Raw genomic sequence first — 25,786 nt, 5'->3', positions numbered from 1 at the left:
CCTAGGCGCCCTCATCCGGGGGCTCCATCTACCATCTACTCCAACACCAACTGCACCCGTCCCAGCTTGGCCCAGGCTTCCTGTTCTTCGCGCAGCAGGTAATGCGCGCGGGGATGGGCATCCGCCCAGCCCTTGGCCATACGGATCGTCACCTGCAGCCCCTGGCGGCTGATGTGCATCGCCGAGGCATCCACCTGCCCGCGCGCATGGCACTTGATGGCCGCCAGCCGCAAGGCCAGCAATTGCCACATCAGGCTTTCATCGCGCAGCTGGTCGTCCAGCTTGCGCAGCCCGCCGCGTTGCCCCAGCGCCAGGTCACCCAGCCGACGCAGCTGGTTCTGCGAGAACCCCGGCGCATCCACATGCGACAGCAGATAGGCGCTGTGCCGGTGGAAATCGTGGTGCGACACCATCATGCCAATCTCATGCAGGGCTGCTGCCCACCCCAGCTCCCGCCGCTGCTCCTCATCCGTTTTGGGCAGCAACGCCTGATGGACCTTGAGCGCCACATCCTGCACCCGGGTGGCCTGTGTCCGGTCAATGGCAAACCGGCGCTGCAACTCGGCCACCGATTGCTCCCGCATGTCGCGGCCCGTGCCCAGCAGCGACGGGTCCAGCCGTGCGGCCAGATCAAACACCACGCCCTGGCGCAGGGCGCCCTTGGCCGGTGTCAGGCGGTCAATATCAAAATGCGTCAGCAGGGTGTAGAGGATACAAAGCCCTCCCGCCACCACCGCCCGCCGGTCGTCCTTCAGGCCCGGCAGCTTCAACTGGTCCACATGCCCGGCGGCCAGGCATTGCTGGATGCACCAGCGCAGGCCGTCCAGCGTGATGGTGCCGTCCGACACCTGATTCGCCGCCAGAATCTGCGCCACGGCCCCCACGGTACCGGACGAGCCCAGCGCCGCACGCCAGCGAGGTTGCGCCGTGTGGCGGGCGAATTCGGTCAATGCTTCCTCCAGCTCGGCCCCGGCGGCCACCTGGGCGGCCCGGAAGGCCTCAGCGGTGAACAGCCCCTCCGGGAAGAAGCGCATCGACAGGCTGACACTGCCCACCTGGAACGATTCCGCGCGCAGAGGCTGGGTGCCGCGCCCCAGGATCATTTCGGTGGAACGGCCGCCGATGTCGATCACCAGCCGCGGGTCTTCCGAGGCCTGCAACCGGCACACGCCGGCATAGATCAACCGGGCTTCCTCACGGCCGGAAATCACTTCGATGGGATGGCCCAGTACCTCTTGGGCACGCGCCAGGAAGGCATTGCGGTTGCGGGCTTCGCGCAGCGTCTGGGTGGCCACGGCGCGCACCTGGCGCGAAGGCACACCTTCCAGCCGCAACGCGAAACGGCGCAGGCAGGCCAGCCCGCGTTCGGCGGCCTCTTCGGTCAGCATGCTCTGCGCGTCCAGGCCCGCTCCGAGACGCACGGTTTCCTTGAGATAGTCCTGGCGCCGGTACTGGCCATGCTGCAGATGGGCGATCTCCAACCGGAAGCTGTTGGAACCCATGTCGATGGCGGCCAGGATGGGGGGGACTTGCGCTTGATTCATGCGGTGCATTGTCGCGGGGAAACAGGATGTTCTTCATGACCCTGTGGTTCAGAGATGACCCCTACCTCTTCCGCTCGGCATTCCGGGGGGACATTGGGGGGCATTGGGGGACATTGGGGGACATTGGCGGGGCATGGGGGCTCGCCCAGCAGGGCATCCCTACAATCGCCCCGCCGTACCGTCCTCGATGCTCAACACAGGTCTTCGCGCCACTGAGGTGCGCCGGGACCGTTCCAAGGAGACTTGCATGACGACCGAAGACTTCGACAGCCTGGTGCCCAAGCGTTCATTCAATCGGCGCGATTTTGTCGGCACCGCCGTGGGCAGCGGCTTTGCCGCCGCCGTGCTGCCCGTGAGCGCACAAACCATCACCACCGACACCGAGGGCCTGGACGCCGGCCCGGTGACCGTGCCGGTGGGCGACTTCAAGTTGCCAGCCTATGCCGCTCGGCCCAAAGGCAAGACAAACGCGCCGGTGATTCTGGTGATCAGCGAGATCTTTGGTGTGCATGAGCACATTGCGGATGTCGCCCGACGTTTTGCCAAGCTGGGCTACTTCGCCATTGCGCCGGAGCTGTTTGTGCGGCAAGGGGACGCCAAGGCCGTGACCGACATCGCCCGGCTGATGGCCGACATCATCAGCAAGGTCCCGGATGAACAGGTGCTGCGCGATCTGGACGCCACCGTCGCCTGGGCCAAGGCCCAGGGGGGGAATACCGGCCACCTGGGCATCACCGGCTTCTGCTGGGGCGGTCGCATCACCTGGCTGTATGCCGCGCACAACCCTTCGGTGAAGGCCGGGGTGGCCTGGTATGGACGTCTGCAAGGGGCCTCCACGCCGCTGACCCCCAAACATCCGATCGATCGGGTGGGACAGCTCAAGGCACCGGTGTTGGGGCTGTACGGTGGCCAGGATGGCGGCATTCCCATGGCCAGCGTCGCAGCGATGCAGGAAGCGCTGCAGCAGGGCAGCGCGGCGGCCAAGGCCAGTGAATTCGTGGTCTACAAAGACGTCGGCCACGCGTTCCATGCCGACTATCGGCCCAGCTATCGCGCCGAGGCAGCGAAGGATGGCTGGGGCCGCTGCCTGGCCTGGTTCAAACAGCACGGGGTCTGATCTCCGCTTGTTTGCATCCGCCCTCGCTCGGATGGGCGGTGCTCGCCCCACCCTCCGGCGGGAGGGGCTTGACGAGTCTGAGACAATTTTGAAGTCCCATACCGGCGCACCCTCCGTGGTGCGCCTTTTTTGTCCATGACCCTCTTCTATATCCTGCTGGTCACCCTGGCCGGCGGCATCGCCTCCGTCGGCATTGCTGCCATGCTCACGGTGGGCTTGCTCGGCCGCATCGTCAAACATCTGGTGAGCCTGTCCACCGGGGTGCTGCTGTCCACCGCCCTCCTGCATGTGCTGCCGGAGGCATTCGAGACCGGCGCGGACCCCCACACCCTGTTCCTGGTGCTGCTGGGCGGGCTGATGTTCTTCTTCCTGCTGGAGAAGGCCGAGCTCTACCGCCACACCCATCACCATGAAGGGGACGGGCACCACCATCACCATCATTTCGACCGGGAGCAGGCCGGGCGGGGCGGGCTGTCGGTGCTGGTGGGCGACAGCATCCACAATTTCTGTGACGGCATCATCATTGCCGCCGCCTTCCTGGCCGACCACCACCTGGGCTGGGTGACCGCCATGGCCATCATTGCGCATGAGATTCCGCAGGAGGTGGGCGACTACATCGTGCTGCTGAACGCCGGTTTCTCGCGGCGCAAGGCGCTGTTCTTCAATGCGGTGTCGGGACTGGCCGCTGTCGCGGGCGGACTGCTGGGCTACTTCATCGTCGGCCCTTGGGAAGCCATGTTCCCCTACCTGCTGGTGGCGGCGTCCAGCAGCTTTGTTTATGTGTCGGTGGCCGACCTTATTCCTCAGCTGCAACGGCGGCTGCCGCTCAAGGACACCGCGCTACAATTGCTATGGCTGGGCGTGGGAATTGCCTTTGTGCTGATCGTGGTGGGCGGCAAGCACAGTCACTGACGTCCGCTGGCCCGGGCCAGGGTCCTTGGCGATTGACATTCGTCACCACTGACGCAACATGAAGGCGCCAGACTGCCAATGTCACGACACAGGAGTCCTGCCATGTTCCAACGCATCCTCGTTCCGACTGACGGTTCCGACATCACCGCCAAGGCGGTCGAGACGGCCGTGCAACTGGCCCGGCACCATGGCGCTCGGCTGTTTGCCATCACGGTGAAAGAACCGTTTCCCTACAGTGCTGTGTCGGAGATGCAGCCCACGCCGCCGCAGGAGTTCTTTGACGCCCAGGAGCGGATCGCCCAGGAGCGGCTGCACCAGGTGGCAACGGCCGCCCAGGCGGCAGGCGTGGAGGTCAGCACCCAGAGCGTGGAGGCGCTGCATGCCTGGGAAGCCATCATTGAACATGCCGGTCAGGTGCATGCCGACCTGCTGGTGATGGCCTCACACGGCCGCAAGGGTTTCCAGGCACTGCTGCTGGGCAGCGAAACCCAGAAGGTCATCACCCACTGCCAGTTCCCGGTGCTGGTGGTGCGCTGAGGCAGCATCCCGGCCAGCATCCGCGCCGGCTTGGCCTGTTCACCCTCGGGCCAGAGGCAGGCGAGGGTCCGCGCTCCATTCACTCCACGAGCCCGGGTACAGCCGGCTGCCCCGCAACCCGGCATGGTGCATGGCCAACAGGTTGTGGCAGGCGGTGACGCCGGAGCCGCATTGGTGCACCGTCTGATCCGCCGTGAACCCACCCAACACGGCTTCAAACTCGGCCTTCAGTTCGGCCGCCGGGCGGAAGCGTCCATTCGCGCCCAGGTTGGACTTGAAGAAGCGGTTGCTGGCGCCCGGGATGTGACCGGCCTGCTTGTCCAGCGGCTCCACTTCGCCACGGAAGCGCTCGCCCGCGCGGGCATCCAGCAAGCGCACCCGGCCCAGTGCGGCCAGCAGTTCCTGTTGGGTCCAGGGCTGTTCCAACGCTTCGCCGGGAATGAAATCCCCTTCGGGGATCACCGCCGGGCTGCTGCCAGAGCCGGAAGCTGCGGCACCGCTGCCCGCGCCTTCCGCCTGCCAGGCCGCCCATCCGCCATCCAGCACGGCCACCGGCTCATGCCCCAACCAGCGCAGCATCCACCACAGGCGGGCTGCATACATGCCGTCCGCGCCGTCGTAGGTCACCACTTGCTGGCCGGACTTGAGACCCAGTTGCCGGATCCGGCTGGCAAAGGCCGCGCGGTCGGGCAACGGGTGCCGGCCATGGAACACCTCACCCACCTGCTTGGGACCGCTCAGGTCATGATCCAGATGCAGGTAGTGGGCGCCCGGGATGTGGGCGCTGTGGTAGTGCTCCTGGCCCAGGCTGGTGTTGGCCAGATCGAAGCGCACGTCGATCACCAGCGGCGGGTGGGTGGCATTCAGCAGGGCACGGAGGGCCTGCACATCGATCAGGCTGGTGAAGGGGGCGTCAGTCATGGGCGAAGCATGCGGTTCAGGATTCACTCACCGAGTGTTGCTCATCCTTGGGCGTATTGCGAGCCCGCAGCAATGTAGCGCCCAAACCGGCCACCACAATCAGCGCAATCCCGGCCCAGGACTGCCAGGACAGCAGGTCGCCAAACAGCAGCACTCCGTACAAGGCCGAGAACACAATGCCGAGGTATTGCAGCGAGGCATTCACCAGCGGTTTGCCCAGCGAGTAGGCCCGCGTCATCAGCAGTTGGGCTCCCGTGGCCAACACCCCCACGGCCAGCAGCAGGGCCGCGCCCGACCAGGTGTGCGAATGCCAGCCGCCGGGTGTGCTCAAGCTGACCAGGGCGCCTGCGACGGCGCCACCCATCGAAAAATAGAAAACCACGCGGTATTCCGGCTCGCCGACGCGACCCAGCGCGGTGACCTGTAAATAGGCCATGGCCGACAACATGCCGGAGGCCAGGCCGGCCAGCCCGTGCCAGATCTGCTGTTCGCCCATGGTGGGCCGCAGCACCAGCGCCACGCCTGCAAAGCCGATCAGCACGGTGGTGATCAGCCGCGGGTCCACCCGTGCGCCGCCCATCATCACGGCGCCGCCGATGAGGAACAACGCCATCCAGATGGACGACATGTAGTTCAGCGTCATGGCGGTGGCCAGCGGCAGCTTGCTGATGGCGTAGAACCACAAGGACAGCGCAATGACGCCGGATAGGCTGCGCCAGAAGTGCATGGCCGGGACTTTGGTCTTGAGGCTGAGCCCCTGGACCCGCGTGAGCGAGAACAGGAACAAGGTGCCCACGAGACCGCGGTACATGACAATTTCGCCGGCGTTGTACTGGGCAGAGGCCAGTTTGACGCACACGCCCATGGTGGCGAACAGCAGGGTCGCCAGCACCATCAGAAGGGAAGCAGACATGGCGCTGATTCTCTGCCCAAAACGAAACGCCCCGCGAGGCGGGGCGTGGTGCCAAAGTCGCAGGGCGGCTGGTCGGGGCGGTCTGCGTACCGGGTGATGCCGGCCGCAGGGGCGGGGACGTCCTCGAAAGCTCAGCGCTTCATCGGGCCGCGATCCATCAGGCCGCGATACCACTCGTGGAAATGCTTCATGCCGTCTTCCATGGGCGACTGGTAGGGGCCGACTTCGTTGTCGCCCCGCTCCATCAGGGCCTTGCGGCCCGCGTCCATGCGCAGGGCGATTTCGTCGTCCTCCACGCAGGTTTCCATGTAGGCGGCCTGCTGGGCTTCCACAAAATCGCGCTCGAAGGCGACGATTTCCTCGGGGTAATAGAACTCCACGATGTTGGTGGTCTTTTGCGGCCCGCGCGGGAACAGCGTGGAGATCACCAGCACGTTGGGGTAGCACTCCACCATGATGTTGGGGTAGTACGTCAGCCAGATGGCCCCCTGCTGCGGGGCCTGGCCGTTGCCAAAGCCCAGCACCTGCTGGTGCCACTTTTCATACACGGCCGAGCCCGGCTTGGTCAGCGCCTTGTTCACGCCCACGGTCTGGACGGAATAGTCGCGGCCGAATTCCCAGGCCAGGTCTTCACAGGTGACAAACTGGCCCAGGCCGGGATGGAACGGGCCGACGTGGTAGTCCTCCAGGTAGACCTCGATGAAGGTCTTCCAGTTGTAGTCGCACTCGTGTACTTGAATGCGGTCCAGCTGGTAGCCGCTGAAGTCCAGGGCGCCGCGCGGGCCAAGCTTGGCCAGGTCCGCAGCAATGTCACGGCCGTTGTCCTCAAACAGCAGGCCGTTCCATTCACGGACCCCGTAGCGGTTCAGGTGAAGGCAGGGGTCCTGCTTGAAGTGAGGCGCGCCCACCAGCTCGCCCTTGAGGTCGTAGGTCCAGCGGTGCAGGGGGCAGACGATGTGGCTGCGGGTATTGCCGCGTCCCCGCAACATCAAGGCCTGGCGGTGACGGCAGATGTTGGAGATGAGTTCCACACCGTGCGGGCCTCCGGCACGCCGGACCAGCGCACGGCCTTCACCCTCCTGCGGGAGGGCGTAGTAATCGCCCACCTCGGGCACGGCAAGCGCGTGCCCCAGGTAGCGGGGACCATGCTGGAAGATCAGCTCCTGTTCGCGGCGGAACAGGTCCTCATCGAAGTAGGAAGTGACAGGCAGCTGGGTGACAAAGGGGGCCGTGCTGCGTTCAAGGGCGCTGAGAGGGATGCTCAGGTCGGACATGATCCAAGAGGGTCTCCAAGAAACCAATGTCAACCGTGACCGGTTACCCCCCAGATCGGGTAAGCCGGAATGTTGGACGTGAAAGACAAACTCGCGACGAGTGTCCGTGGGACCAAGATGGGGGCCGAGATCGACATTGACATCGACGTCTAGATCGACATCGACATCGACCTCCACATCGAGAAATCGAGCCCCATCCAGCCCAACGAAGACATACGAAGCCAAACGTAACCCCACCCAGGACCCAACCAGGGGTCAGGCTTGATGGGATCAGGCTCAATAAGGCAACGCGTCGCGCAGGGGAACCGGGAATTGTACCTGGGCCCGTCCATGCTGTGGGCCGGGCAGGTCAGGCCCGCCGCTTGCCCGCTTGCCGCCCACATTCGCTTGTCCACCATGGTGCGAAGGTTGGCGCATGACGACCTCCCTTGTAACGAGTTGGGTCGCCTGTGGCGTTGGATTCACATCCCTCTTTTGTCTGACCCCGGACCCCCATGGTGTGATGCTTACAATCGGTTTTTTCGCGTTTTGAAATGAGCAAGCCTTCCGCAAGCGACCAGACCAGTGCCGGCTCGGCATTGCAGCCCGAGATTGGCCTCACGGTCGGACCGGAACCCGCCAGTTATGAACAGGCGGTGGATGAGCTTGAGCGGCTGATCCAGTCCATGGAAGCCGGGCAATTGCCGTTGGACCAGTTGCTGGCCAGTTATCAGCGTGGCGCCGGGCTGTTGAAGTTCTGCCGTGCCCGTCTGCAGGTCGTTGAACAACAAGTACAAGCGCTGGAGGGCGGCGACATGCGACCCTGGGGAGAACCATAAGTGGATGCAGGAGTGTTCGAGCATTGGGTGAAGCGGTCCCTGCTGGACGTTGAACAGGCGTTGGAAACCTGGGTGCCGCCGAGCGCTCCGGCCGGCCTGGGCGAGGCCATGCGATATGCCGTGCTGGGGGCCGGCAAGCGCCTGCGTCCGTTGCTGGTGCTGGCGGCCGCAGAAGCCGTGAGCGGTGAGCGCGAGGCCGCCATGCGTGCGGCCTGCGCCGTGGAGCTGATCCACGCCTATTCGCTGGCGCATGACGACATGCCGTGCATGGACAACGACGTCCTGCGCCGTGGCAAGCCGACGCTGCATGTGCAGTTCGGTGAAGCCCAGGCCATGCTGGCGGGCGACGCCATGCAGGCCCTGGCCTTTGATGTGCTCACACCCGACACCGGCGTGGCGCCGGCCCTGCAGGCCCGGCTGTGCCGCCTGCTGGCGCGCGCCAGCGGTTATGACGGCATGGCCGGTGGCCAGGCCATCGACCTGGCCAGCGTCGGCAAGCCGCTGGATGAAACCCAGTTGCGTGACATGCATCGCCGCAAAACCGGCGTGCTGCTGCAAGCCAGTGTGTTGATGGGGGCCGCCTGTGGCAACATCAGCGACGTGGCCTGGCAGTCCCTGAGCCACTACGGCGCCGCCATCGGCCTGGCCTTCCAGGTGGTGGATGACATCCTCGACGTCACCCAGGACTCCGAAGTGCTGGGCAAGACCGCCGGCAAGGATCAGGACTGCAACAAACCCACCTACGTCAGCGTGCTCGGCCTCGATGCCGCACGCGGCTATGCGCTCCAGCTGCGCGACCAGGCCCACAAGGCCCTGGCGGCCAGCGGACTGGCCGACACCGCCTGGCTCAGCCTGCTGGCTGACAAGGTGGTCGAACGAGACAACTAACAAGGTCCGGTCATGAGTGACACCCCTGCGAACCCGCTGCCGCTGCTGAGCACCATCAACAGCCCGGCGGACGTGCGACGCCTCTCCCGCAGCCAGTTGCCCCAACTGGCGGATGAGGTGCGCAGCCATGTGCTGGACAGCGTGTCCAAAACCGGCGGCCATCTGTCGTCCAACCTCGGCACGGTGGAGCTGACGATTGCACTGCACTTCGTCTACGACACCCCCCGCGACCGGCTGGTGTGGGACGTGGGGCACCAGACTTATCCGCACAAGATCCTGACCGGCCGGCGTGATGCCATGTCCACGCTGCGCCAGCAGGGCGGCATCTCGGGCTTCCCGCGTCGTGACGAGAGCGAATACGACACCTTCGGGACGGCGCACTCCAGCACCTCCATCTCTGCCGCTCACGGCATGGCGATGGCCGCCCGCATCAAGGGTGAGAGCCGCCGTGCGGTGGCCATCATCGGCGACGGTGCCATGACGGCCGGCATGGCCTTCGAGGCCCTGAACAATGCCGGGGTGGCCCATGGCGGGCTGCTGGGTGACGTGCTGGTGATCCTGAACGACAACGACATGTCGATCAGCCCGCCGGTGGGCGCGCTGAACAAGTACTTCACCCGTCTGATGAGCGGCAAGTTCTACGCAGCCGCACGGGAGGGCGCGAAGTCGGTGCTCAAGCACACGCCGCTGTATGAATTTGCGCGCCGCTTTGAAGAGCACACCAAGGGCATGTTTGTGCCCGGTACGATCTTCGAGGAATTCGGCTTCAACTATGTCGGCCCGATCGATGGGCATGACCTGGATTCCCTGGTCCCGACGCTGGAAAATCTGCGGGACAAAAAAGGCCCGCAGTTCCTGCATGTGGTCACCCGCAAGGGGCAGGGCTACAAGCTGGCCGAGGCCGACCCGGTGAAGTACCACGGGCCGACCCCGTTTAATCCCGCTGAAGGCATCAAGCCAGCCACGACGCCGCCGAAGAAGACCTTCACCCAGGTGTTTGGTGAATGGCTGTGCGACATGGCCGAGGCCGATCCCAAGCTGGTGGCCATCACGCCGGCCATGCGCGAAGGTTCGGGCATGGTGGAGTTCCACAAGCGCTTCCCCACGCGTTATTACGATGTGGGCATTGCCGAACAGCATGCGGTGACCTTTGCCGGTGGCCTGGCTTGCGAGGGCCTGAAGCCGGTGGTGGCCATCTACTCCACCTTCTTGCAGCGCGGCTATGACCAGTTGATCCACGACGTGGCCCTGCAGAATCTGCCGGTGCTGTTCGCGCTGGACCGCGCAGGCCTGGTGGGCGCCGATGGGGCCACCCATGCCGGCAACTACGACATCGCCTTCACCCGCTGCATTCCCAACATGAGCGTGCTGACGCCGTCGGATGAGAATGAATGCCGCCGTGCGCTCTACACCGGCCATCTGCACAACGGTCCGGTGACCGTGCGCTACCCCCGTGGGGCGGGCGTGGGCGAACCGATCGCCAAGGAGATGGTGGCACTGCCCTGGGGCAAGGGTGAGATGCGTCGCCATTCGGCTCAGCCGCAGACCCATGGCCGTGGCGCGCCGCGTGTGGCCATCCTGGCCTTCGGCACGCTGCTGCATCCGGCATTGAAGGCGGCCGAGGCGCTGGACGCCAGCGTGGCCAACATGCGTTTTGCCAAGCCGCTGGACACCGAACTGGTGGCCGAGCTGGCCCGTACGCATGATGCGCTGGTCACCATCGAAGACGGCTGCATCATGGGCGGCGCTGGCAGTGCCGTGATGGAAAGCCTGCAGGCTCAGGGCTTCAGCCTGCCGGTGCTGCAACTGGGGCTGCCGGATGCTTACATCGAGCACGGTGAGCCCGGCAAGCTGATGTCGCAGATCGGGCTGGATGCCGCCGGTATTGAACGGTCGGTGCGTCAGCGCTTCGTCAACGTGGCGGTCGACGCCGCAGACAAAGGCGTCAATAACGCCGCAGACCATGCTGCGGTCAACGCCGCTGTCAACGTCGCTGTCAATGTCGCTGAATTGCGGGCGGTCACCAAGAAATAAGCCGGGCGCCTCACTGCCGCCGCCTTCAACGGCCAGCGTTGTCCATCAGCGCTGGCCGTTGTGCTTGGTGCGTACCGCCTGCAGCACGTCTTTGACGGCGGCGATGAAGTCGTCCGCGAGGGCCTGGGTGGGCCGGTGCTGAGGGCGCAGCGCCTGGATGCGGAACGGCACGGACACGGAAAACGGCCGGACCACCAGTCCGCCTGAACCGGTGAGGGCTGCGGATGGGCTGCTGTGAGGGCCGTCCGTCGGCGCTGCCGGGTGAGGATGGGCACAAGCCCAGGCCGTCAGCGGGTTGACCAGCGCGATGCCCACACCCTGCTGGACCAATGCACACACCGCCATGGCGCTGTGGGTCTCCACCTGCAGCCGTCGCTGCACCCCGGCGGCGGCAAAGAGGGTGTCGAACTGCCGGCGGTAGGGATCTTCGGCCGCCAGGCTGACAAACCGCTCCCCCTCGAAATCGCCAGGTTCCAGCACCGGCTTGGCCGCGAGGGGATGGCCCGCAGGCAGCACACACACCTCGTCCAGTTCGGCCAGCGTCTCACCGTGGGTGCCGGGCACCGGCACGGAACCTTCGCTCAGGCCGATGTCAAAGCGCTGGGCGCCCATCCATTCCTCCAGCAGCGGAGACTCCTGCGGCGTGAGTGTGAGCGCGGCCTGCGGATGCCGGGCCAGCCAGCGGGCGCTGGCCGCCGGCAGCAGGGCATGGGCCAGCGCAGGCAGGGTCAGCACCTGCAGCCGCTCTTTTTCGGCTCGCCCCAGCGCCTGGGCACGGGCGACCACCTGGTCCAGGCCCTGGTAGACGCGCTGAACCTCCTCGAAGAGCGCCAACGCCCGGGCCGTGGGCCGTACACGCCCGGGTCCGCGCTCGAACAGCGCGTAACCGAGCAGGCTTTCCATGCGCGCCAGCTCGCGGCTGACGGTGGGCTGCGAAGTGAACAGCAATTCGGCCGCGCCGGTCACGCTGCCAGCCGTCATCACGGCGCGGAAGACTTCGATGTGGCGATGGGAGAGTGGCATGCCTCGGGATATCAGGGATGAATGGTGTGACGATATCAAAGCATTTGAATGAATGGTCGCATTGGTTCATGCTGGCGGCATCCATTCCGGTGCCACCCCATCTCCCTGCAAACCATGCCGCAAGCCTTGCCCCCCACCCGTGCCCGTTTCCTCCAGCAACTGGCCGAGCGATTCGGCACTCCGTTGTGGGTGTATGACGCCCAGATCATTCGTGACCGTGCCGCCGCCCTGAAACAGTTCGATGTTGTCCGTTTTGCTCAAAAAGCCTGCTCCAACACCCATGTGTTGCGGCTGATGCGGCAGCAGGGGGTGAAGGTGGATGCGGTGTCGCGAGGCGAAGTGCTGCGCGCGCTGGCGGCCGGTTACGCCGTGGGTCAGGGTGACGATGCGGCCCATTCCGACATCGTCTTCACGGCCGACCTGCTGGACCGGGACACGCTGCGCACCGTCAGCGAGCCGAAAGTGCCGGTGAATGCGGGTTCCATCGACATGCTGGCCCAACTGGGCCAGGTGTCGCCCGGTCATCCAGTGTGGCTGCGCCTGAACCCAGGCTTTGGCCACGGCCATAGCAACAAGACCAATACCGGCGGCGAACACAGCAAGCATGGCATCTGGCATGAACAGCTGCCGCAAGCGCTGGCGGCCATCCGTGAACAGGGGCTGCGCCTGATCGGCCTGCACATGCACATCGGTTCCGGCGTGGACTATGGCCATCTGGCCGAGGTCTGCGGCGCCATGGTCGGGCTGGTGCGCCAGGTGAAGGACGCCGACATGGACCTGAGCGCCATCTCCGCAGGCGGTGGCCTCTCCATCCCCTATCAGTCCGGCGACGCACGCATCGACCCGGCCCACTATTTCAGCCTGTGGGACACGGCCCGGCGCGAGGCGCAGGCGGTCATCGGCCATGAGCTGCAGCTGGAACTGGAGCCCGGCCGCTACCTGGTGGCGGAAGCTGGCGTGCTTGTGGCCGAGGTGCGGGCGGTCAAGCAGCAGGGCCGTCAGCACTTCCTGCTGGTGGACGCGGGATTCAACGAGCTGATGCGCCCCGCGATGTATGGAAGCTTCCACGCCATGGACCTGATCCCGGCCGATGGCACCCAGCGACCCACGCAGCCCACCGTTGTGGCGGGCCCCTTGTGCGAAAGCGGGGATGTGTTCACCCAGGGCGATGGCGGTGTGGTGCTGACCCGCGACCTGCCGCAGGCGCAGGTGGGAGACCTGCTGGTGATCCATGACACCGGCGCTTATGGGGCTTCCATGTCCAGCAACTACAACAGCCGACCGCTGACGGCGGAAGTGCTGGTGGACGGGGCTGACGTGCGCCTGATCCGCCGCCGTCAGACGGTGGAGGAACTGTTGGCGTTGGAACAGCTCTGAGGCTTCACGGCCTGAATTCGCCTCAGATCGGGCGATGGCCTTGAACTTTGGGCCGGTTTGGCCTATGAATCATGACTATCAAGTGACGTTGATTGATGGTCAACGTCAATAGCCTGAAGCAATAAGCCTCATTGGGGAATTCAACTCCGCCGATGGGATGGCGCCCCTATGATCTGTCCATCCCATCAACCCAACAGCGAGACGAGAGATGTCCCTGATCAATACCCAAGTCAAACCCTTCAAGGCACAAGCCTTCCACAACGGCAAGTTCATTGAAGTGACGGAAGAGTCGCTCAAGGGCAAGTGGTCTGTGCTGATTTTCATGCCGGCCGCCTTCACCTTCAACTGCCCGACCGAAGTGGAAGACGCTGCTGACAACTACGCAGAATTCCAGAAGCTGGGTGCCGAGGTCTACATCGTGACCACCGACACGCACTTCTCGCACAAGGTGTGGCACGAAACCTCGCCGGCCGTCGGCAAGGCCAAGTTCCCGCTGGTGGGTGACCCCACCCACGCCCTGACCAACGCCTTCGGCGTGCACATCCCTGAAGAAGGTCTGGCCCTGCGTGGCACCTTCGTGATCAACCCGGAAGGCGTGATCAAGACGGCCGAAGTGCACGACAACGCGATCGCTCGTGACGTCAAGGAAACCCTGCGCAAGGTCAAGGCTGCCAAGTACGTGGCCGAGCACCCGGGCCAAGTCTGCCCCGCCAAGTGGAACGACGGCGAGAAGACCCTGACCCCGTCGCTGGACCTGGTCGGCAAGATCTAAGTTCTGCCCCCCACCGGATTCGGTTGAGGATGGTCCTCACCCAATCTTTGCCAATGCAACACTCGCGGGCCTGTACGGCCTGCGGGTGGGATGCTGGCCGCCCTGACATCATTCAGACGGATCGGAACGATCCAGGGAGGCCGGTTCTCAAAGTCGCTTAGCGCTTGAAAAAACAAGCAAGAAAGGAAGTAACGATGTTGGACGACAACCTGAAGGCGCAGCTCAAGGCCTACCTGGAGCGGGTCACGCTGCCGTTCGAAATCGAGGCCTCGCTGAACGACTCTGAGAGCTCCACGCAGCTCAAGCAGCTGCTGCAGGACATCGACGGCATGTCCGACAAGATCACGCTGAAGCTGGATGGCAACGACGCCCGTCGCCCCTCCTTCAGCCTCAAGCGCACCGGCACTGAACAGAGCCTGCGCTTCGCCGGGATCCCGCTGGGCCACGAATTCACCTCGCTGGTGCTGGCCCTGCTGTGGACCGGTGGCCATCCGCCCAAGGTGGAGCCGTCCACCATCGATCAGGTCAAGGGCCTGGACGGTGACTACGCCTTTGAGGTGTATATGTCCCTGTCCTGCCACAACTGCCCGGACGTGGTGCAGGCGCTGTCGCTCATGGCGGTGCTGAACCCCCGCGTCAAGACCGTCATCATCGACGGCGGCCTGTTCCAGGAAGAAGTGAATGCCCGCGACATCATGGCCGTGCCGGCGGTGTACCTGAACGGCTCGCACTTTGGCTCTGGCCGCATGACCGTGGAAGAGATCGTCGCCAAGCTGGACACCAATGCAGGTGCCAAGGACGCGGCCAAGCTGTCGGCCAAGGAAGCCTTTGACGTGCTGGTGGTGGGCGGTGGCCCGGCCGGCGCGGCGGCGGCGGTGTATGCCGCTCGCAAGGGCATCCGCACCGGTGTGGCGGCCGAACGCTTCGGTGGCCAGGTGAATGACACGCTTGCGATCGAGAACTACATCTCGGTGCTGTCGACCGATGGCCCGAAGTTCGCGATGGCGCTGGAGTCCCACGTCAAGGATTACGGCGTGGACGTGATGAACCTGCAGCGTGCGGACAAGCTGGTGCCCGCCACCACGCCCGGCGGCCTGGTCGAGATTCAACTGGCCAATGGGGCTTCGCTCAAGAGCAAGACGGTCATCCTCTCCACCGGCGCACGTTGGCGCAATGTGAATGTGCCGGGCGAAGAGGAATACAAGAACAAGGGCGTGGCCTACTGCCCGCACTGCGATGGCCCGCTGTTCAAGGGCAAGCGCGTGGCGGTGATCGGCGGCGGCAACTCCGGCGTGGAAGCGGCCATCGACCTGGCCGGCCTGGTGGCCCATGTCACCTTGCTGGAGTTCGGTGACCAACTGCGTGCGGATGCGGTGCTGGTGAAGAAGCTGGAAAGCCTCGCCAATGTCACCATCATCAAGCAGGCGCAGACCACCGAGTTCACCGGGGCCAACGGCAAGCTCAACGGCCTGAACTACACCGACCGTGCCAGCGGCGAAGCTCGCCGCCTGGAGCTGGAAGGCGTGTTTGTGCAGATCGGCCTGGTGCCCAACACCGAATGGCTGCGTGGTGTGGTGGAGCTGTCCAAGTACGGCGAGATCATCGTGGATGCCAAGGGGCAGACCTCGGTGCCCGGTGTGTTTGCCGCAGGGGACGCCACGACGGTTCCGTACAAGCAGATCATCATCGCGGCCGGTGATGGTGCCAAGGCAGCACTGTCGGCCTTTGATCACCTGATCCGCAATTGATGCGGCTGATCTGTGACCTGCACCTGACCTGCACCTGATCCGCTGTTGTCCTTTGGGATGACCTTGGCGCCGCTTCCTCACGGGGGTGGCGCCTTTTTGCGTCCGGAGTGGGCTGGGCGACCCGGCCACCGTGGGGCATCGGCCACAAGCGGCTCAGACCGCTGCGGATTTTCCGGTTCCGATTTCCCGTGACTGCAGTCCGAGCGCCCCCAAACACCGGGCCCCTCGCCATCATCGTCCGACGCCCGTGGGGGCGGGTGATGCAGGGAGCCGGTGATGTCGCGCATGAGTCTGGTGGTGCTGGTGGTGCTGGCCGGCCTGTGGTGGGTGCTGGAAGGCAATAGCCAACGTGTGACGCCACCGGACAAGGTGGTGATCCAGGCTGGGCCCCCGGGGGGATCCTTCGACACCCATGCGCGCCGTTATGCGGAGATCATGCGGACGAAGAAGATCGTGGTGGAGGTCCGCAATCAGGAAGACAGCCTGCGCATCATCAATCGGCTGGACGCCCCGGGCAGTGATGTGCAGATCGGCTTCACCGCCCAGCGGGTGGACGCGGCGCAGCATCCGACAGTGAATTCGGCGGGCGCGATTGAATTGCAGCCCTTGTTCCTGTTCATGCGGCGCAGCACGCGCGACCCGGCCACCTTGGCGGGGCTGGCCGGGCTGCGCCTGATCATGCCGCGACAGGACAGTGCCACCGCCCAGGCCACGCGGGATGTGCTGGAGCTGTATGGCGTGACGCCGGCCAACACGTCGTTCACCAACAGCTCCCTGGAGCAGGCGTCCAATGCCATGCACAGGGGGCAATACGACGCCGGATTTTTCATGGTGGCGCCGGGCAATCCCCTGGTGCGCCGTCTCGCCGCCAATCCCGACTTGCGTCTGTATTCCTTTGTGGACAACGTCAGCATCGGGCGCAACCTGGACTATCTCAAGCCGGCCACGCTGGTCAAAGGGGCGTTTGACCTGCGAGCCCCGCAGCCGCCTCAGGACGTGGCGCTGGTGGGGGCGATCGTGAATGTGGTGGTGCGGGAGGATATCCATCCCGCCGTGCTCTATGCCTTGTTGCAGGCGATGGAGGAGGTGCACAAAGGGCAGACGCTGGTGTCGGACCCCGGGGAATTTCCGCGCCGTACCGGCACGGTGCTGCCGGTCCATCCGCTGGCGCTGGAATGGGTGAAGAGCGGCACGCCGTGGCTGTTCACGCATCTTCCACCCGCCGTGGCGGGGATCGTGGATGCCTACTGGGCGCCAGCGCTGTTTGTGCTGGCGTCGGTGTCAGCCGTGGGAACGCTGCAGTCGCTGACGGGCTTCATCGACGGTGTGGTGCTGGGCATCGCGCTGCATTGGCTCGGATGGCTGGAGCGCGGCGTGGCCCGTGGACGACGGCCCGGCTGGCTGGGACGTTATCTCTTCAGGCTGGTGGAGTCGATCTTCAATCGCAAGGGACGGGATCAGATTGCGAGGGATCGGCTGGAGCATTTGAGGCCGCTGATGTAGTGGGGTGTGCCCGTTGAGCGATTGTGGCCAGCCCGAGCGGCGTGGCATCGAGGGGCATCCGCCTCGACAGGGTCATGCAGCCATCCGGCGCGGGGAGCCAAGCTGCAAGCTGGTGTTCGACAGCCTCCAGAGGAAGGCAGACATCGGGATCGTGATGAACAAGGCCCTCAGTGGCGAAAAAGCCCGTGCTTCCAGGGCAAGAACGGGCCGCCCATCAACGCGCAGGCATCCATCTGCGCAAACCGGCCAAGCCAAGGTTCACCGCCTGCCGCATCGCAATAAACACCGCCACCACGCACGCCATCAGTCCCAGGCGGTCAGCCGTGGTGGGCAGTTGTTCCAGCGCGCGCAGTGTCACCGCCGTGGCTTCGGTCACACCCACCGCAGCGCCGAAGCCGCTGGAGAGGACCATCACGAAGAAGCAGCGGACCAGCCCGGTCAGAAACAGTTGCGCACCCGCCGTACCGCCAGTGCGCCAATCGAGCATGGCGGGTTGCAGTGTGTCCGCGACGTAAGCGGCGGCATAGAACGCCAGCGCCAGTGCCACTGCGCCTTCGGGCCCGATTCCCCAGCGGCCGGGCGTGGCATGCAGCAGCACGTACATCACCACAAAAGCCGGCGCGGCTCGAAGCAGGGCGGTGATCAGGCCCGCAGCGCCTGCCGCTGCGCGCCGGGCCGGTGACATCACACGGCTCGCGCTGGGCAGGCTCATCAGGCCCAGCAACACGCCCATCGGCAGGCCCACACCGAGCGCATTCGCGGCCACCGACAGATTGGTGCCCAGCGCGTGAAAGAAGCCAGGCAAGAAGTCCGGCAGGAATCGGATCAATGCAAGGTCCATGGGTCACCCAACAGCCAGGGGCTGCAATCGGTCCTGCAGCCGTTTGAGCACAGCCACCACCAGCGACACCAAGGCCATGTAGAACATCAGCAGCAGGCCAAAGGTGGTGGTGGATTCGGCCGAGAAAGAGGCAATGTCCGTCTGCGCCGCCAGCAGTTCCGGCACCCCGATGAGCGACGCAACCGGACTCCCCCGTGTGGCATTGGCCGCAAACGAGGCGATCTGCGCTCGGGCCTGCAAGGCCGCTGCCAAAAGCCCGGCGGGGCGGGCGGCAGCCAGCAGGTCGCGCCGAGCATCGGCAATCGCCTGGCCGGCATTGCTGCCATTAAACAGCCCCAGCACCAGCACCGCCATGCCCCAGGCCAGGAACGGCGTCACCCTGCCGGCACTGCTGAGCACCATGCCGGCTGCGGCCATGAACATGACCATCGGCGTGGACTGCATCACCAGCAGCGCACCACCCAGCGGCCAGCGCACCCAGGCGGGCCGCGCGGAGAGGCCCGCGCCAAATCCCAGTGCCACCATCACCGTCGCCACCACCGCCCCCGCCACCAGCGCCACGGAATAAGCAACGCCACCAACGAACAGTCGCAAGGCCACCTGCGTCTTGAGCATGGCCAGGGTGATCTCGAAGCCCCAGTGTTGCTGCACCCACTGCTCCAAGGCTTCGGCCCCCTCGGCCATCGGGGTGGGCGCCAGGCGGTTGTCCCGGGGCGGGGCGACGCAGGCCGCGTCATCGGGCACCGTGGTGGTGTTGCAGGGCGGAGCCGACCACCGCACCTGCTGCTCCGCCAGCCAGGGCATGGCCACGCCATGGGTTTTTGCCAGGCGCAACAGGGTGCCATCCCGATGCAGCCAGCGCAGTTCCCCCGCCAGCCAGCGCGCCAGCGTCTCGCTGCGCCGATTCACCACAATGCCCCAGTTCAAAGGCGCGAATGACAGTTTCACCTCATGGCTGCCGGGCAGCACCGGCAGCAGCAGGGTGTTGTCGTGGGCGGCGAGCGGGCAGGTGCCGTTCTGGATTTGCTCCACCAGGCGACCCGCCCCCCCGTACAGCATCAGGCGGGCGCCGTGCACGGCCAGTTCGGCATTGGTGGAGTTGCCAATGCTCACGCAGATGGTGCGCCCGGCCAGGCCATCCAGGCTGCGGACATGCTGCAGTTCGGATTGCCTGGGGCCGACCACAACGGTGGACGATTCAAAATAGTGGGGCCGCACAAACAGCGCCTGCTCGTCCCGCTGCACGGTGTGGCCGGTCGTGGCAATCAGGGCGTCCACACGGTCTTCCCCCAGCACCACCATCCGGTCGGCCGCATTCACGGTGGTAAAGCTCACGGCCACGCCCAGGCGCTCCGCCAGCAGCCGCGCCAGGTCGGGCTCCAAGCCTTGCGGCCCTTCCGGCGTCGAGTAGCCGAATGGCGGGTAGTCCGAACGAATGCCCACCCGCAACGTTCCCCGGCATTTCACACGGGCCAGCGTCTCCATGTCGTCCGGGCAGGGGCCTTGCCGGTCCGCCTTCAACAAGGGCTCCAGGCGCGCAGGCCGGTCAATCGCAGCGGCGGAAAAAGCGAGCGCGGGCATCAGCAGAGCGGCGGCCACCAGCCGCTGAACGAAGCGGTGCATGACAGTGGCCACCTCACGCCGCGCGTGTGTGCCGGATCTCCAGCACGTCGAACTCCGAGAACACATACGGCCCGAGGCGCTTCAATCCGTGTTGCTCCAGTCGCTCCAGCCAGCCCGTGGGCAGCACCCTCAGTTTGCTGGGCGGCATCACCACCGTCACCGACTGCTTGACCTCGGCCTGTAGACCGCATAGCGCCAGATGACGCCGGGTGAGCGTGGCATCCACAAAACCGCTGTGGGTGATGAGCGCCTGTCCCTGCGGCGCCAGATGCTGCGCCAGTCCGTCCAGGAACTGGTCCAGGATCGCCCGGCCGGCATCGCCGCCGTTGCTCCAGCTACGCAGGCGATGCAGCTGAGGCACATCGTCCAGCATCGGCAGTTGCGGTGGGTTGAAGACGATCAGGTCGAATGGCTGATCACCCACAGGCTCCCACAGATGGCCGCAGTGCACCTGGGCGGCCGCGACACCCGCCGCGTGCAGCATCTCGCGGGTGCGTTGAACCGCGTCGGGTTCGATGTCGACGCCCACCACCTCCCGCGCACCGGCCAGCGCCAGCGCAGTCAGCACCACGCCGCTGCCCGTGCCGATCTCCAGCACTCGCCCTGTGCAAGGCGGGCGGTCCCACAACTGCTTCAGCAGCGCTGCTGTGTATTCAGAAGGGCGAAAAACATCGTCGTGACACATGAAAGGCAGCTCCGGCATGAGCGGCCATGCTCGGGCTTGTGCCCCGTCACGGGTATCGGCAAATGGCTGAAATGTGGGGCGCCTGACGCCTGACTTGGTGTCCGGGCGTCATGGGCGGCTGCGCAGCGCGTAGGGCTCCGTCCGTCAGGGCATGTGCGGCAGGACGCTGAGATAGTCCACCGCACGCGTCGGCTGAAATCGTGCCGACGCCAAGGAGCTGCCGCGCAGACCGCACTCCACCAACAAGATGAGCAGACCCAGCCCCGGGATCAGGGCCACAAGCAGCCACCACGCGGAATGCCCGCGGTCATGCAGGCGCCGCCCCCAACTGGAGATCAACAGCACTGCCGCCACGGCAATCGCCGGCCAGCCCATCACGGTCTTGATGCCCGTCATCGCCAACCAGACGACAAACGGGATGAGCACCCCTTGGCGTGCCCAGAACCCGGCCCGCGTGAGGGTGCCGGTGGTCTTGATTTCACTGCACGCCACATCGATCAGGCGCATGTCGATTCCTCCCGGCCGACATCATGCCGCAACGGGAGGTGCTCGCCGGAACGCCAGGCACTGGGTTTGCAACCAGCTGTTGGCATCGTGGGGGCGATGTGACACGGCAGCGGACACCGTGGCCATGTGATCGACATGCGTACGACGCGGTGCAATGAACGACGCGGTGCCATGAACGACGCGGAGCGCCCAAAGAAAAAGCGCGGCCAGGCCGCGCTTTTTGTCATCAGGGGCCTGCTGCTCAGCGCTTGTTGACGTCCTTGACAGTTTCCTTCGCATCGCCGTAGGACTTTTGCACCTTGCCTTCCGCTTGACGGGCCAGGCCCTTGGCTTGTTGCTCGTTGCTGCCCACGACCTCACCGGTCTTCTCTTGCACCTTACCGGCTGCGTCCTTGACGGCACCCTTGACTTGGTCCTTGTTCATGGCGATTCTCCTCAGGTTGGTTGCAGTTCCGCGAACTCACCGGGTGGGGTGGATTCGCGGGAGACAGGTTCATAGTAGGGAGACCCCGCCGGCCGTGGTGCAGGTCATGCAGTGGTTCTGATGTCAGTGCTCGCCTACGCGGAAATCGAGCAAACCGGACGTATGCCGAACCCAGCCGATCATCGCCTGGTGATCGCCCCCTTGTTGCCCCCGTTATTGCCCGCGTTATTGCCCCCGTTATTGCCCGCGTTCTCGCCCCGTTATCTCCCCGTCATCTCCCCGTTATCTCCCCGTTATCGCCTGGCGCGCCACAGTCCTTCCAGGGAATACACCGCCAACGCGGCCCAGATCAGCCCAAAGCCAGCCAGGCGCGACGCGGCCAAGGGTTCCTGATACAGCCACACGCCGAGGCCGAACTGCAGCGTCGGCGCGATGTATTGCATGAGCCCCAACAAGGTCAGGGTGATGCGGCGCGCGCCAGCCGCAAAAAGCAGCAGCGGCACAGCCGTCATCGGTCCGGCCAGCAGCAGCCAGGCCAGTGTCGAGCCCGAGCCGTGGGCCAGGGCGCTATTGCCCTGCACGGTCCAGACGCTCAACGCCAGGGCAGCCACAGGCGCCAGGATCAAGGTCTCCAGGGTGAGGCCTTCCAGAGCGCCCAGCGGTGCGGTTTTGCGCATCAGGCCATAGAAGCCGAAGCTCAGCGCCAGCACCAGGGCGATCCAGGGCAACTGCCCGGTACTGACCGTGAGCCACGCCACGCCCGCAGCCGCCAGCGCAACGGCTGCCCATTGGCCAGGTCTCAATCGCTCGCGCAGCACCACAAAACCAAGCGCCACGTTGACCAGTGGGTTGATGAAGTAGCCCAGGCTCGCATCCACGACATGACCGTGCTGAACGGCCCAGACGTAGGTGAGCCAGTTGACCGACAGCAGCAGCGCCGACAACGCAAAGGTGCCGATCAGCTTGGGCGTGCGCAGGACCGGGCCCAACCACGCCCAGCGGCGCAGAACGGTCAGGACCACCGCCACAAACACCAGCGACCAGACTGTGCGATGAGCCACCACTTCCAGCGCGTTCACCCCCACCAGCTGCTTGAAGTAGAGCGGGAACAGGCCCCAGGCGGTGTAGGCCAGGGCGGCGCAGATCATGCCGCTCCGGAGTTCTGCGGCGGCGGCCGGGTCGGCAGAGGTGAGGGGACTGGCGCTGGACGTGGAGGATGGGTTGGCGCTCACAGCTGGTCCGTCCGGGGAGGGGGACGTCAGGACGATTGGGTCTGCGATTCTGCCTAACGCCGAACCCCCGACCCGCAGGAGGGCATCTTTTCTTTCAGTGGCATTCGGCGCAGGATGCCCGCCCATGGCGCATCTCGAATTCACCGCCCAGCTGCATCGTTATGTCGACACCCCGGTGCTGGCGTGCGATGCGGTGGCCTTGAAGGCGGCTCTGGAGCAGGCCTTCCGGGTGAATCCGCGCCTGCGTGCTTACATCCTGGATGACCAGGGCCATCTGCGCACCCACGTGGCTGTGTTCATTGACGGGCAGCGGGTGCAGGACCGGCGTGGCCTCTCGGACCCGCTGGGGCCAGCGTCCAAGGTGTATGTGCTGCAGGCCTTGTCGGGAGGGTGAGCGAACGCCAACCTGCCTTTCACAGGAGACTTCCAATGACGACCATCGCCTGGATCGGGACTCGCAAGGGGCTATTGGAACTGCATCAGAAGGAGGGTGATGCCTGGGTCATTGCCCGCCATCACTTCATCGGCGATCCGGTCAGCATGGTGCTGCCGCCGCCGCCCGGTGGTGGACGGCTGCTGGCCGCGCTGAATCTGGGGCACTTCGGTTGCAAGATCCAGGTGTCCGACGATGGCGGCGACCACTGGCGCGAAGTGCCCGCCCCAGCCTTCCCGGCCCAGCCGGAGGACGCGTCGGGGCCGGCCTGGAAACTGGTGCAGATCTGGTCACTGGAGCGCGGGGCGGATGGTCGGCTGTGGGCCGGCACCATCCCCGGTGGGCTCTTTGTGAGCTGCGATCAGGGCGACAGCTGGTCGCTGGTGGAGTCCCTCTGGCACAAGCCGGAGCGGCTGGGGTGGTTCGGTGGGGGCTACGACGCGCCCGGCATCCATTCCATCTGCATCCATCCGCAGCAGCCGGACCAATTGCTGTTGGGCATCTCCTGCGGGGGAGCCTGGCGCAGCGAGGACGGCGGGACCCAGTGGCGAATCAGCGCCAAGGGCATGCGAGCGGATTTCATGCCGCCCGATCAGGCCGGTGAAGAGAACACGCAGGATCCGCACCGCATCGTCGCCTGCGAGGCGGACCCGCAGGTGCTTTGGTGCCAGCATCACAACGGTGTCTGGCGGAGCGAGGATGGCGGGGCGCACTGGCATGAACTCAAGCCGCCGGTATCGGGCTTCGGTTTTGCCGTCGCCGCGCATGCCTCCGACCCGCAGACCGCCTGGTGGGTCCCAGCGATCAAGGACGAACGACGCCTCCCGGTGGATGGGGCTTTGGCAGTCAACCGCACCCGGGACGGCGGCCAGACGTTCGACACCTTGCGTGTTGGCCTGCCGCAGCAGCATTGTTTTGACCTGATCTATCGACACGGGCTGGCGGCACACGCGGATGGCCGTCGCCTGATGATGGGCAGCACCACCGGTAACGTCTGGGCCAGCGGCGACGGCGGCGACCATTGGCGCACGGTGTCGCACACCTTGCCGCCGGTGTATTGCGTCAGGTTCGGGTGAGTGGCCCCGCCATCCATGGCGTCCATTCCGGCCCCCATGGCGCTTCCAGCTTCAGCTGTTGACCGTTCACCGGATGCGTCAGGGTCAAGGTCTGCGCATGCAGCCACAGCCGCTGAAGACCCAGATGCGCGGCCAGGGTACGGTTCAGTGGGCCCTTGCCATGGTTGGCATCGCCGATGATCGGATGCGCCAGATGCTTGAGATGCCGCCGGATCTGGTGACGCCGCCCTTGCACCGGCTCGCAGGCGATCAGGCCCACGCGGGTCTCGTTGAACTGCGGATGCGTGGAGACGGGAAGGCTGAACCGGCCCAGGCACTGCCAGTGCGTGGTGGCCTCCAGCAGAGGCTGTCCGGCGGAGGGCCGTTCCGGGTCACGCGCCAACGGATGGTCCACGCTGCCGCTGTCGGCCGATGGCCAGCCACGCACCAGCGCCAGATAGCGCTTTTGCGTGAGCCGCTCGGCCAGGGCCTGGCCGAGCTGGCTGGCCACCTCGGCGTTCAGTGCAAACACCAGCACCCCCGATGTTCCCCGGTCCAGCCGATGCACCGGCCACACGGGGCGCCCCAGCTGGTCCCTCAGCCGCTGCAGGGCGGCCTCCTGCTCCTGAGCGTCCAGCGCGGTGCGATGCACCAGCAGGCCGGCCGGTTTGTTCACCACCGCCAGATGGTCGTCCAGATACAACAGCGGGAGCGGTGGCGGCGACGCTGATGACGCTGATCGCGGTGACGAATCGGATGACATGGGCAGTTCAGTAGGCGAGGGTGCGCACCTGACGGGCGCGGTTTCCTCCCCCGAATCGACGTGCTGCCCCGTTTGGGGGGTGTGCCGCTTCAGGGGTGTCGCCGCCAAAATCCTGTCATGTGACCTGCCCATCATCATCGCAGCGCTTGGACGGTCCATGTGAAGCCGTTCCAGAAGCTCATCCTCCTGCCGCGACGTGCCGGACAGTGCAGGAGGCTTCCCTCAGGCGTCGGTCATGCCCCAGGAGTTGCGCGTCGGTCATCGTTCCAGTCTGGTTTCCCTGTTCGGCCTGGGGCTGGTGTTGCTGGCCTGTCCTGGGCCTTGCGGCGTTTGAACGCCGGCCGGGTGCGTCAGAAATTCGCCTGACACCGCCGAACGAGGCAGTTGCTCCAGGCATTCGCTTGTGGCACGCGCTCGAAGCGTCTTTCAGCTGAGATCGCCATCCCGATAAAGCCAGGCGCCGTCCACCTTCTCAAAGCGGCTGACTTCATGCAGCCGATGCGCCCGTCCGCCCAGTTTGCTGCGGGCCACGAATTCCACGGTGGCGTGGGTGCTGTCCTGCACCGCGTGGTGCTTCACTTCCAGCCCCAGCCAGCGCAGCCCCCGCTCGTTGGCTTCCAGGTGCGCGGGCCGCGTGTCCGGGTGCCAGGTGGCCAGCAGGTAGGGCGTCAGGTCCAGCACAAAGGCGCAATATCGGGAGCGCATCAACGCTTCGGCGTCGGGTGCCGATAAGGCGCCATTTTGTTCGAATGCCGCATGCAGCGCGCCGCAGCAGCGCCGGTAAGGCGCGGGGCGGCCACAAGGGCAGGGGGCTTCGGGACTGAAATGCATGGTCTTCATCG

24 protein-coding genes and 1 pseudogene are annotated in these 25,786 nt (G+C 65.4%); 12 read left to right on the top strand and 13 right to left on the bottom strand.

What is annotated here, in order from left to right:
* Positions 1 to 35: 35 nt before the first annotated feature.
* Entirely contained in the window at positions 36 to 1,544 is a 1,509-nt protein-coding gene (locus OU995_RS24335; protein WP_267832737.1) for a Ppx/GppA phosphatase family protein, read from the bottom strand.
* A 247-nt stretch (positions 1,545 to 1,791) separates the two neighbouring features.
* Here OU995_RS24335 and OU995_RS24330 point away from each other — a divergent pair, with 247 nt between their 5' ends.
* From OU995_RS24330 to OU995_RS24320, 3 genes are all read left to right on the top strand, one after another.
* Positions 1,792 to 2,661: a dienelactone hydrolase family protein gene (locus OU995_RS24330; protein ID WP_267832736.1), complete on the top strand. Its 870-nt coding sequence runs from the start codon at positions 1,792 to 1,794 to the stop codon at positions 2,659 to 2,661.
* Between the two features lie 135 nt (positions 2,662 to 2,796).
* Positions 2,797 to 3,573 (top strand): ZIP family metal transporter, encoded by a 777-nt coding sequence (locus OU995_RS24325; RefSeq protein ID WP_267832735.1) that lies wholly within the window; start codon positions 2,797 to 2,799, stop codon positions 3,571 to 3,573.
* 102 nt (positions 3,574 to 3,675) lie between these two features.
* The gene (locus tag OU995_RS24320) at positions 3,676 to 4,110 is read left to right on the top strand and encodes a universal stress protein (protein WP_267832734.1); all 435 of its coding nucleotides are present in this window, start codon (positions 3,676 to 3,678) and stop codon (positions 4,108 to 4,110) included.
* A gap of 39 nt (positions 4,111 to 4,149) precedes the next feature.
* On the opposite strand, the gene OU995_RS24315 is transcribed toward OU995_RS24320, so the two are convergent.
* The 3 genes from OU995_RS24315 to OU995_RS24305 all read right to left on the bottom strand — a co-directional run bounded on the left by OU995_RS24315 (position 4,150) and on the right by OU995_RS24305 (position 7,218).
* Positions 4,150 to 5,031: a sulfurtransferase gene (locus OU995_RS24315; protein ID WP_267832733.1), complete on the bottom strand. Its 882-nt coding sequence runs from the start codon at positions 5,029 to 5,031 to the stop codon at positions 4,150 to 4,152.
* A 16-nt stretch (positions 5,032 to 5,047) separates the two neighbouring features.
* Entirely contained in the window at positions 5,048 to 5,944 is an 897-nt protein-coding gene (locus OU995_RS24310; protein WP_267832732.1) for a DMT family transporter, read from the bottom strand.
* A gap of 131 nt (positions 5,945 to 6,075) precedes the next feature.
* Entirely contained in the window at positions 6,076 to 7,218 is a 1,143-nt protein-coding gene (locus tag OU995_RS24305; RefSeq protein WP_267832731.1) for an aromatic ring-hydroxylating oxygenase subunit alpha, read from the bottom strand.
* A 533-nt stretch (positions 7,219 to 7,751) separates the two neighbouring features.
* Between OU995_RS24305 and xseB the strand changes: the two genes are divergently transcribed.
* From xseB to dxs, 3 genes and pseudogenes are all read left to right on the top strand, one after another.
* Positions 7,752 to 8,036 carry an exodeoxyribonuclease VII small subunit gene (gene xseB / locus OU995_RS24300; protein ID WP_267832730.1) on the top strand — a complete coding sequence of 95 codons (285 nt, stop codon included), beginning with the start codon at positions 7,752 to 7,754 and terminating at the stop codon, positions 8,034 to 8,036.
* Positions 8,037 to 8,924, top strand: coding sequence for a polyprenyl synthetase family protein (locus OU995_RS24295; protein WP_267832729.1), 888 nt, complete (start codon positions 8,037 to 8,039; stop codon positions 8,922 to 8,924). It begins immediately after the preceding gene.
* 12 nt (positions 8,925 to 8,936) lie between these two features.
* A pseudogene (gene dxs / locus OU995_RS24290) lies at positions 8,937 to 10,871 on the top strand (1-deoxy-D-xylulose-5-phosphate synthase); the annotation flags it as partial.
* 132 nt (positions 10,872 to 11,003) lie between these two features.
* Here the strand turns inward: dxs and OU995_RS24285 are convergent.
* Entirely contained in the window at positions 11,004 to 11,981 is a 978-nt protein-coding gene (locus OU995_RS24285; protein WP_267832727.1) for a LysR family transcriptional regulator, read from the bottom strand.
* A 114-nt stretch (positions 11,982 to 12,095) separates the two neighbouring features.
* On the opposite strand from OU995_RS24285, the gene lysA reads away from it, so the two are divergent.
* The 4 genes from lysA to OU995_RS24265 all read left to right on the top strand — a co-directional run bounded on the left by lysA (position 12,096) and on the right by OU995_RS24265 (position 17,381).
* The gene (gene lysA / locus OU995_RS24280) at positions 12,096 to 13,358 is read left to right on the top strand and encodes a diaminopimelate decarboxylase (protein ID WP_267832726.1); all 1,263 of its coding nucleotides are present in this window, start codon (positions 12,096 to 12,098) and stop codon (positions 13,356 to 13,358) included.
* 208 nt (positions 13,359 to 13,566) lie between these two features.
* Positions 13,567 to 14,130, top strand: a complete 564-nt coding sequence (gene ahpC / locus OU995_RS24275; protein ID WP_267832725.1) for an alkyl hydroperoxide reductase subunit C — start codon at positions 13,567 to 13,569, stop codon at positions 14,128 to 14,130.
* 194 nt (positions 14,131 to 14,324) lie between these two features.
* Positions 14,325 to 15,878: an alkyl hydroperoxide reductase subunit F gene (ahpF, locus tag OU995_RS24270; protein ID WP_267832724.1), complete on the top strand. Its 1,554-nt coding sequence runs from the start codon at positions 14,325 to 14,327 to the stop codon at positions 15,876 to 15,878.
* Between the two features lie 276 nt (positions 15,879 to 16,154).
* Positions 16,155 to 17,381: a TAXI family TRAP transporter solute-binding subunit gene (locus OU995_RS24265; RefSeq protein WP_267832723.1), complete on the top strand. Its 1,227-nt coding sequence runs from the start codon at positions 16,155 to 16,157 to the stop codon at positions 17,379 to 17,381.
* 214 nt (positions 17,382 to 17,595) lie between these two features.
* On the opposite strand, the gene OU995_RS24260 is transcribed toward OU995_RS24265, so the two are convergent.
* From OU995_RS24260 to rarD, 6 genes are all read right to left on the bottom strand, one after another.
* Positions 17,596 to 18,222: a hypothetical protein gene (locus OU995_RS24260; RefSeq protein WP_267832722.1), complete on the bottom strand. Its 627-nt coding sequence runs from the start codon at positions 18,220 to 18,222 to the stop codon at positions 17,596 to 17,598.
* A 3-nt stretch (positions 18,223 to 18,225) separates the two neighbouring features.
* On the bottom strand, positions 18,226 to 19,845 hold the full coding sequence (locus OU995_RS24255) for a transporter substrate-binding domain-containing protein (RefSeq protein ID WP_267832721.1): 1,620 nt from the start codon (positions 19,843 to 19,845) through the stop codon (positions 18,226 to 18,228).
* 13 nt (positions 19,846 to 19,858) lie between these two features.
* Entirely contained in the window at positions 19,859 to 20,530 is a 672-nt protein-coding gene (locus OU995_RS24250; RefSeq protein ID WP_267832720.1) for a HemK2/MTQ2 family protein methyltransferase, read from the bottom strand.
* A 144-nt stretch (positions 20,531 to 20,674) separates the two neighbouring features.
* Positions 20,675 to 21,037, bottom strand: a complete 363-nt coding sequence (locus OU995_RS24245; protein ID WP_267832719.1) for a DUF805 domain-containing protein — start codon at positions 21,035 to 21,037, stop codon at positions 20,675 to 20,677.
* 241 nt (positions 21,038 to 21,278) lie between these two features.
* On the bottom strand, positions 21,279 to 21,461 hold the full coding sequence (locus OU995_RS24240; protein WP_267832718.1) for a CsbD family protein: 183 nt from the start codon (positions 21,459 to 21,461) through the stop codon (positions 21,279 to 21,281).
* A gap of 293 nt (positions 21,462 to 21,754) precedes the next feature.
* The gene (rarD, locus tag OU995_RS24235) at positions 21,755 to 22,609 is read right to left on the bottom strand and encodes an EamA family transporter RarD (RefSeq protein WP_267836364.1); all 855 of its coding nucleotides are present in this window, start codon (positions 22,607 to 22,609) and stop codon (positions 21,755 to 21,757) included.
* 208 nt (positions 22,610 to 22,817) lie between these two features.
* Between rarD and OU995_RS24230 the strand changes: the two genes are divergently transcribed.
* Both OU995_RS24230 and OU995_RS24225 read left to right on the top strand, forming a co-directional pair.
* Positions 22,818 to 23,087 carry a MoaD/ThiS family protein gene (locus OU995_RS24230; RefSeq protein WP_267832717.1) on the top strand — a complete coding sequence of 90 codons (270 nt, stop codon included), beginning with the start codon at positions 22,818 to 22,820 and terminating at the stop codon, positions 23,085 to 23,087.
* 35 nt (positions 23,088 to 23,122) lie between these two features.
* Positions 23,123 to 24,202 (top strand): WD40/YVTN/BNR-like repeat-containing protein, encoded by a 1,080-nt coding sequence (locus OU995_RS24225; protein ID WP_267832716.1) that lies wholly within the window; start codon positions 23,123 to 23,125, stop codon positions 24,200 to 24,202.
* Here OU995_RS24225 and OU995_RS24220 read toward each other — a convergent pair.
* Together OU995_RS24220 and OU995_RS24215 are read right to left on the bottom strand one after the other, a co-directional pair.
* Complete coding sequence (locus tag OU995_RS24220; protein WP_267832715.1) at positions 24,189 to 24,944, bottom strand: pseudouridine synthase; 756 nt, start codon at positions 24,942 to 24,944, stop codon at positions 24,189 to 24,191. The genes OU995_RS24225 and OU995_RS24220 overlap by 14 nt on opposite strands.
* Positions 24,945 to 25,370: 426 nt before the next feature.
* Positions 25,371 to 25,784, bottom strand: coding sequence for a YchJ family protein (locus tag OU995_RS24215; protein WP_267832714.1), 414 nt, complete (start codon positions 25,782 to 25,784; stop codon positions 25,371 to 25,373).
* Between the last annotated feature and the right edge of the window lie 2 nt (positions 25,785 to 25,786).

The organism is Roseateles sp. SL47 (assembly GCF_026625885.1).
Taxonomy (GTDB): domain Bacteria; phylum Pseudomonadota; class Gammaproteobacteria; order Burkholderiales; family Burkholderiaceae_C; genus Roseateles.
Note: the sequence above shows the minus strand (reverse complement) of the source record. Positions and strands in the feature narration are given on the sequence as shown.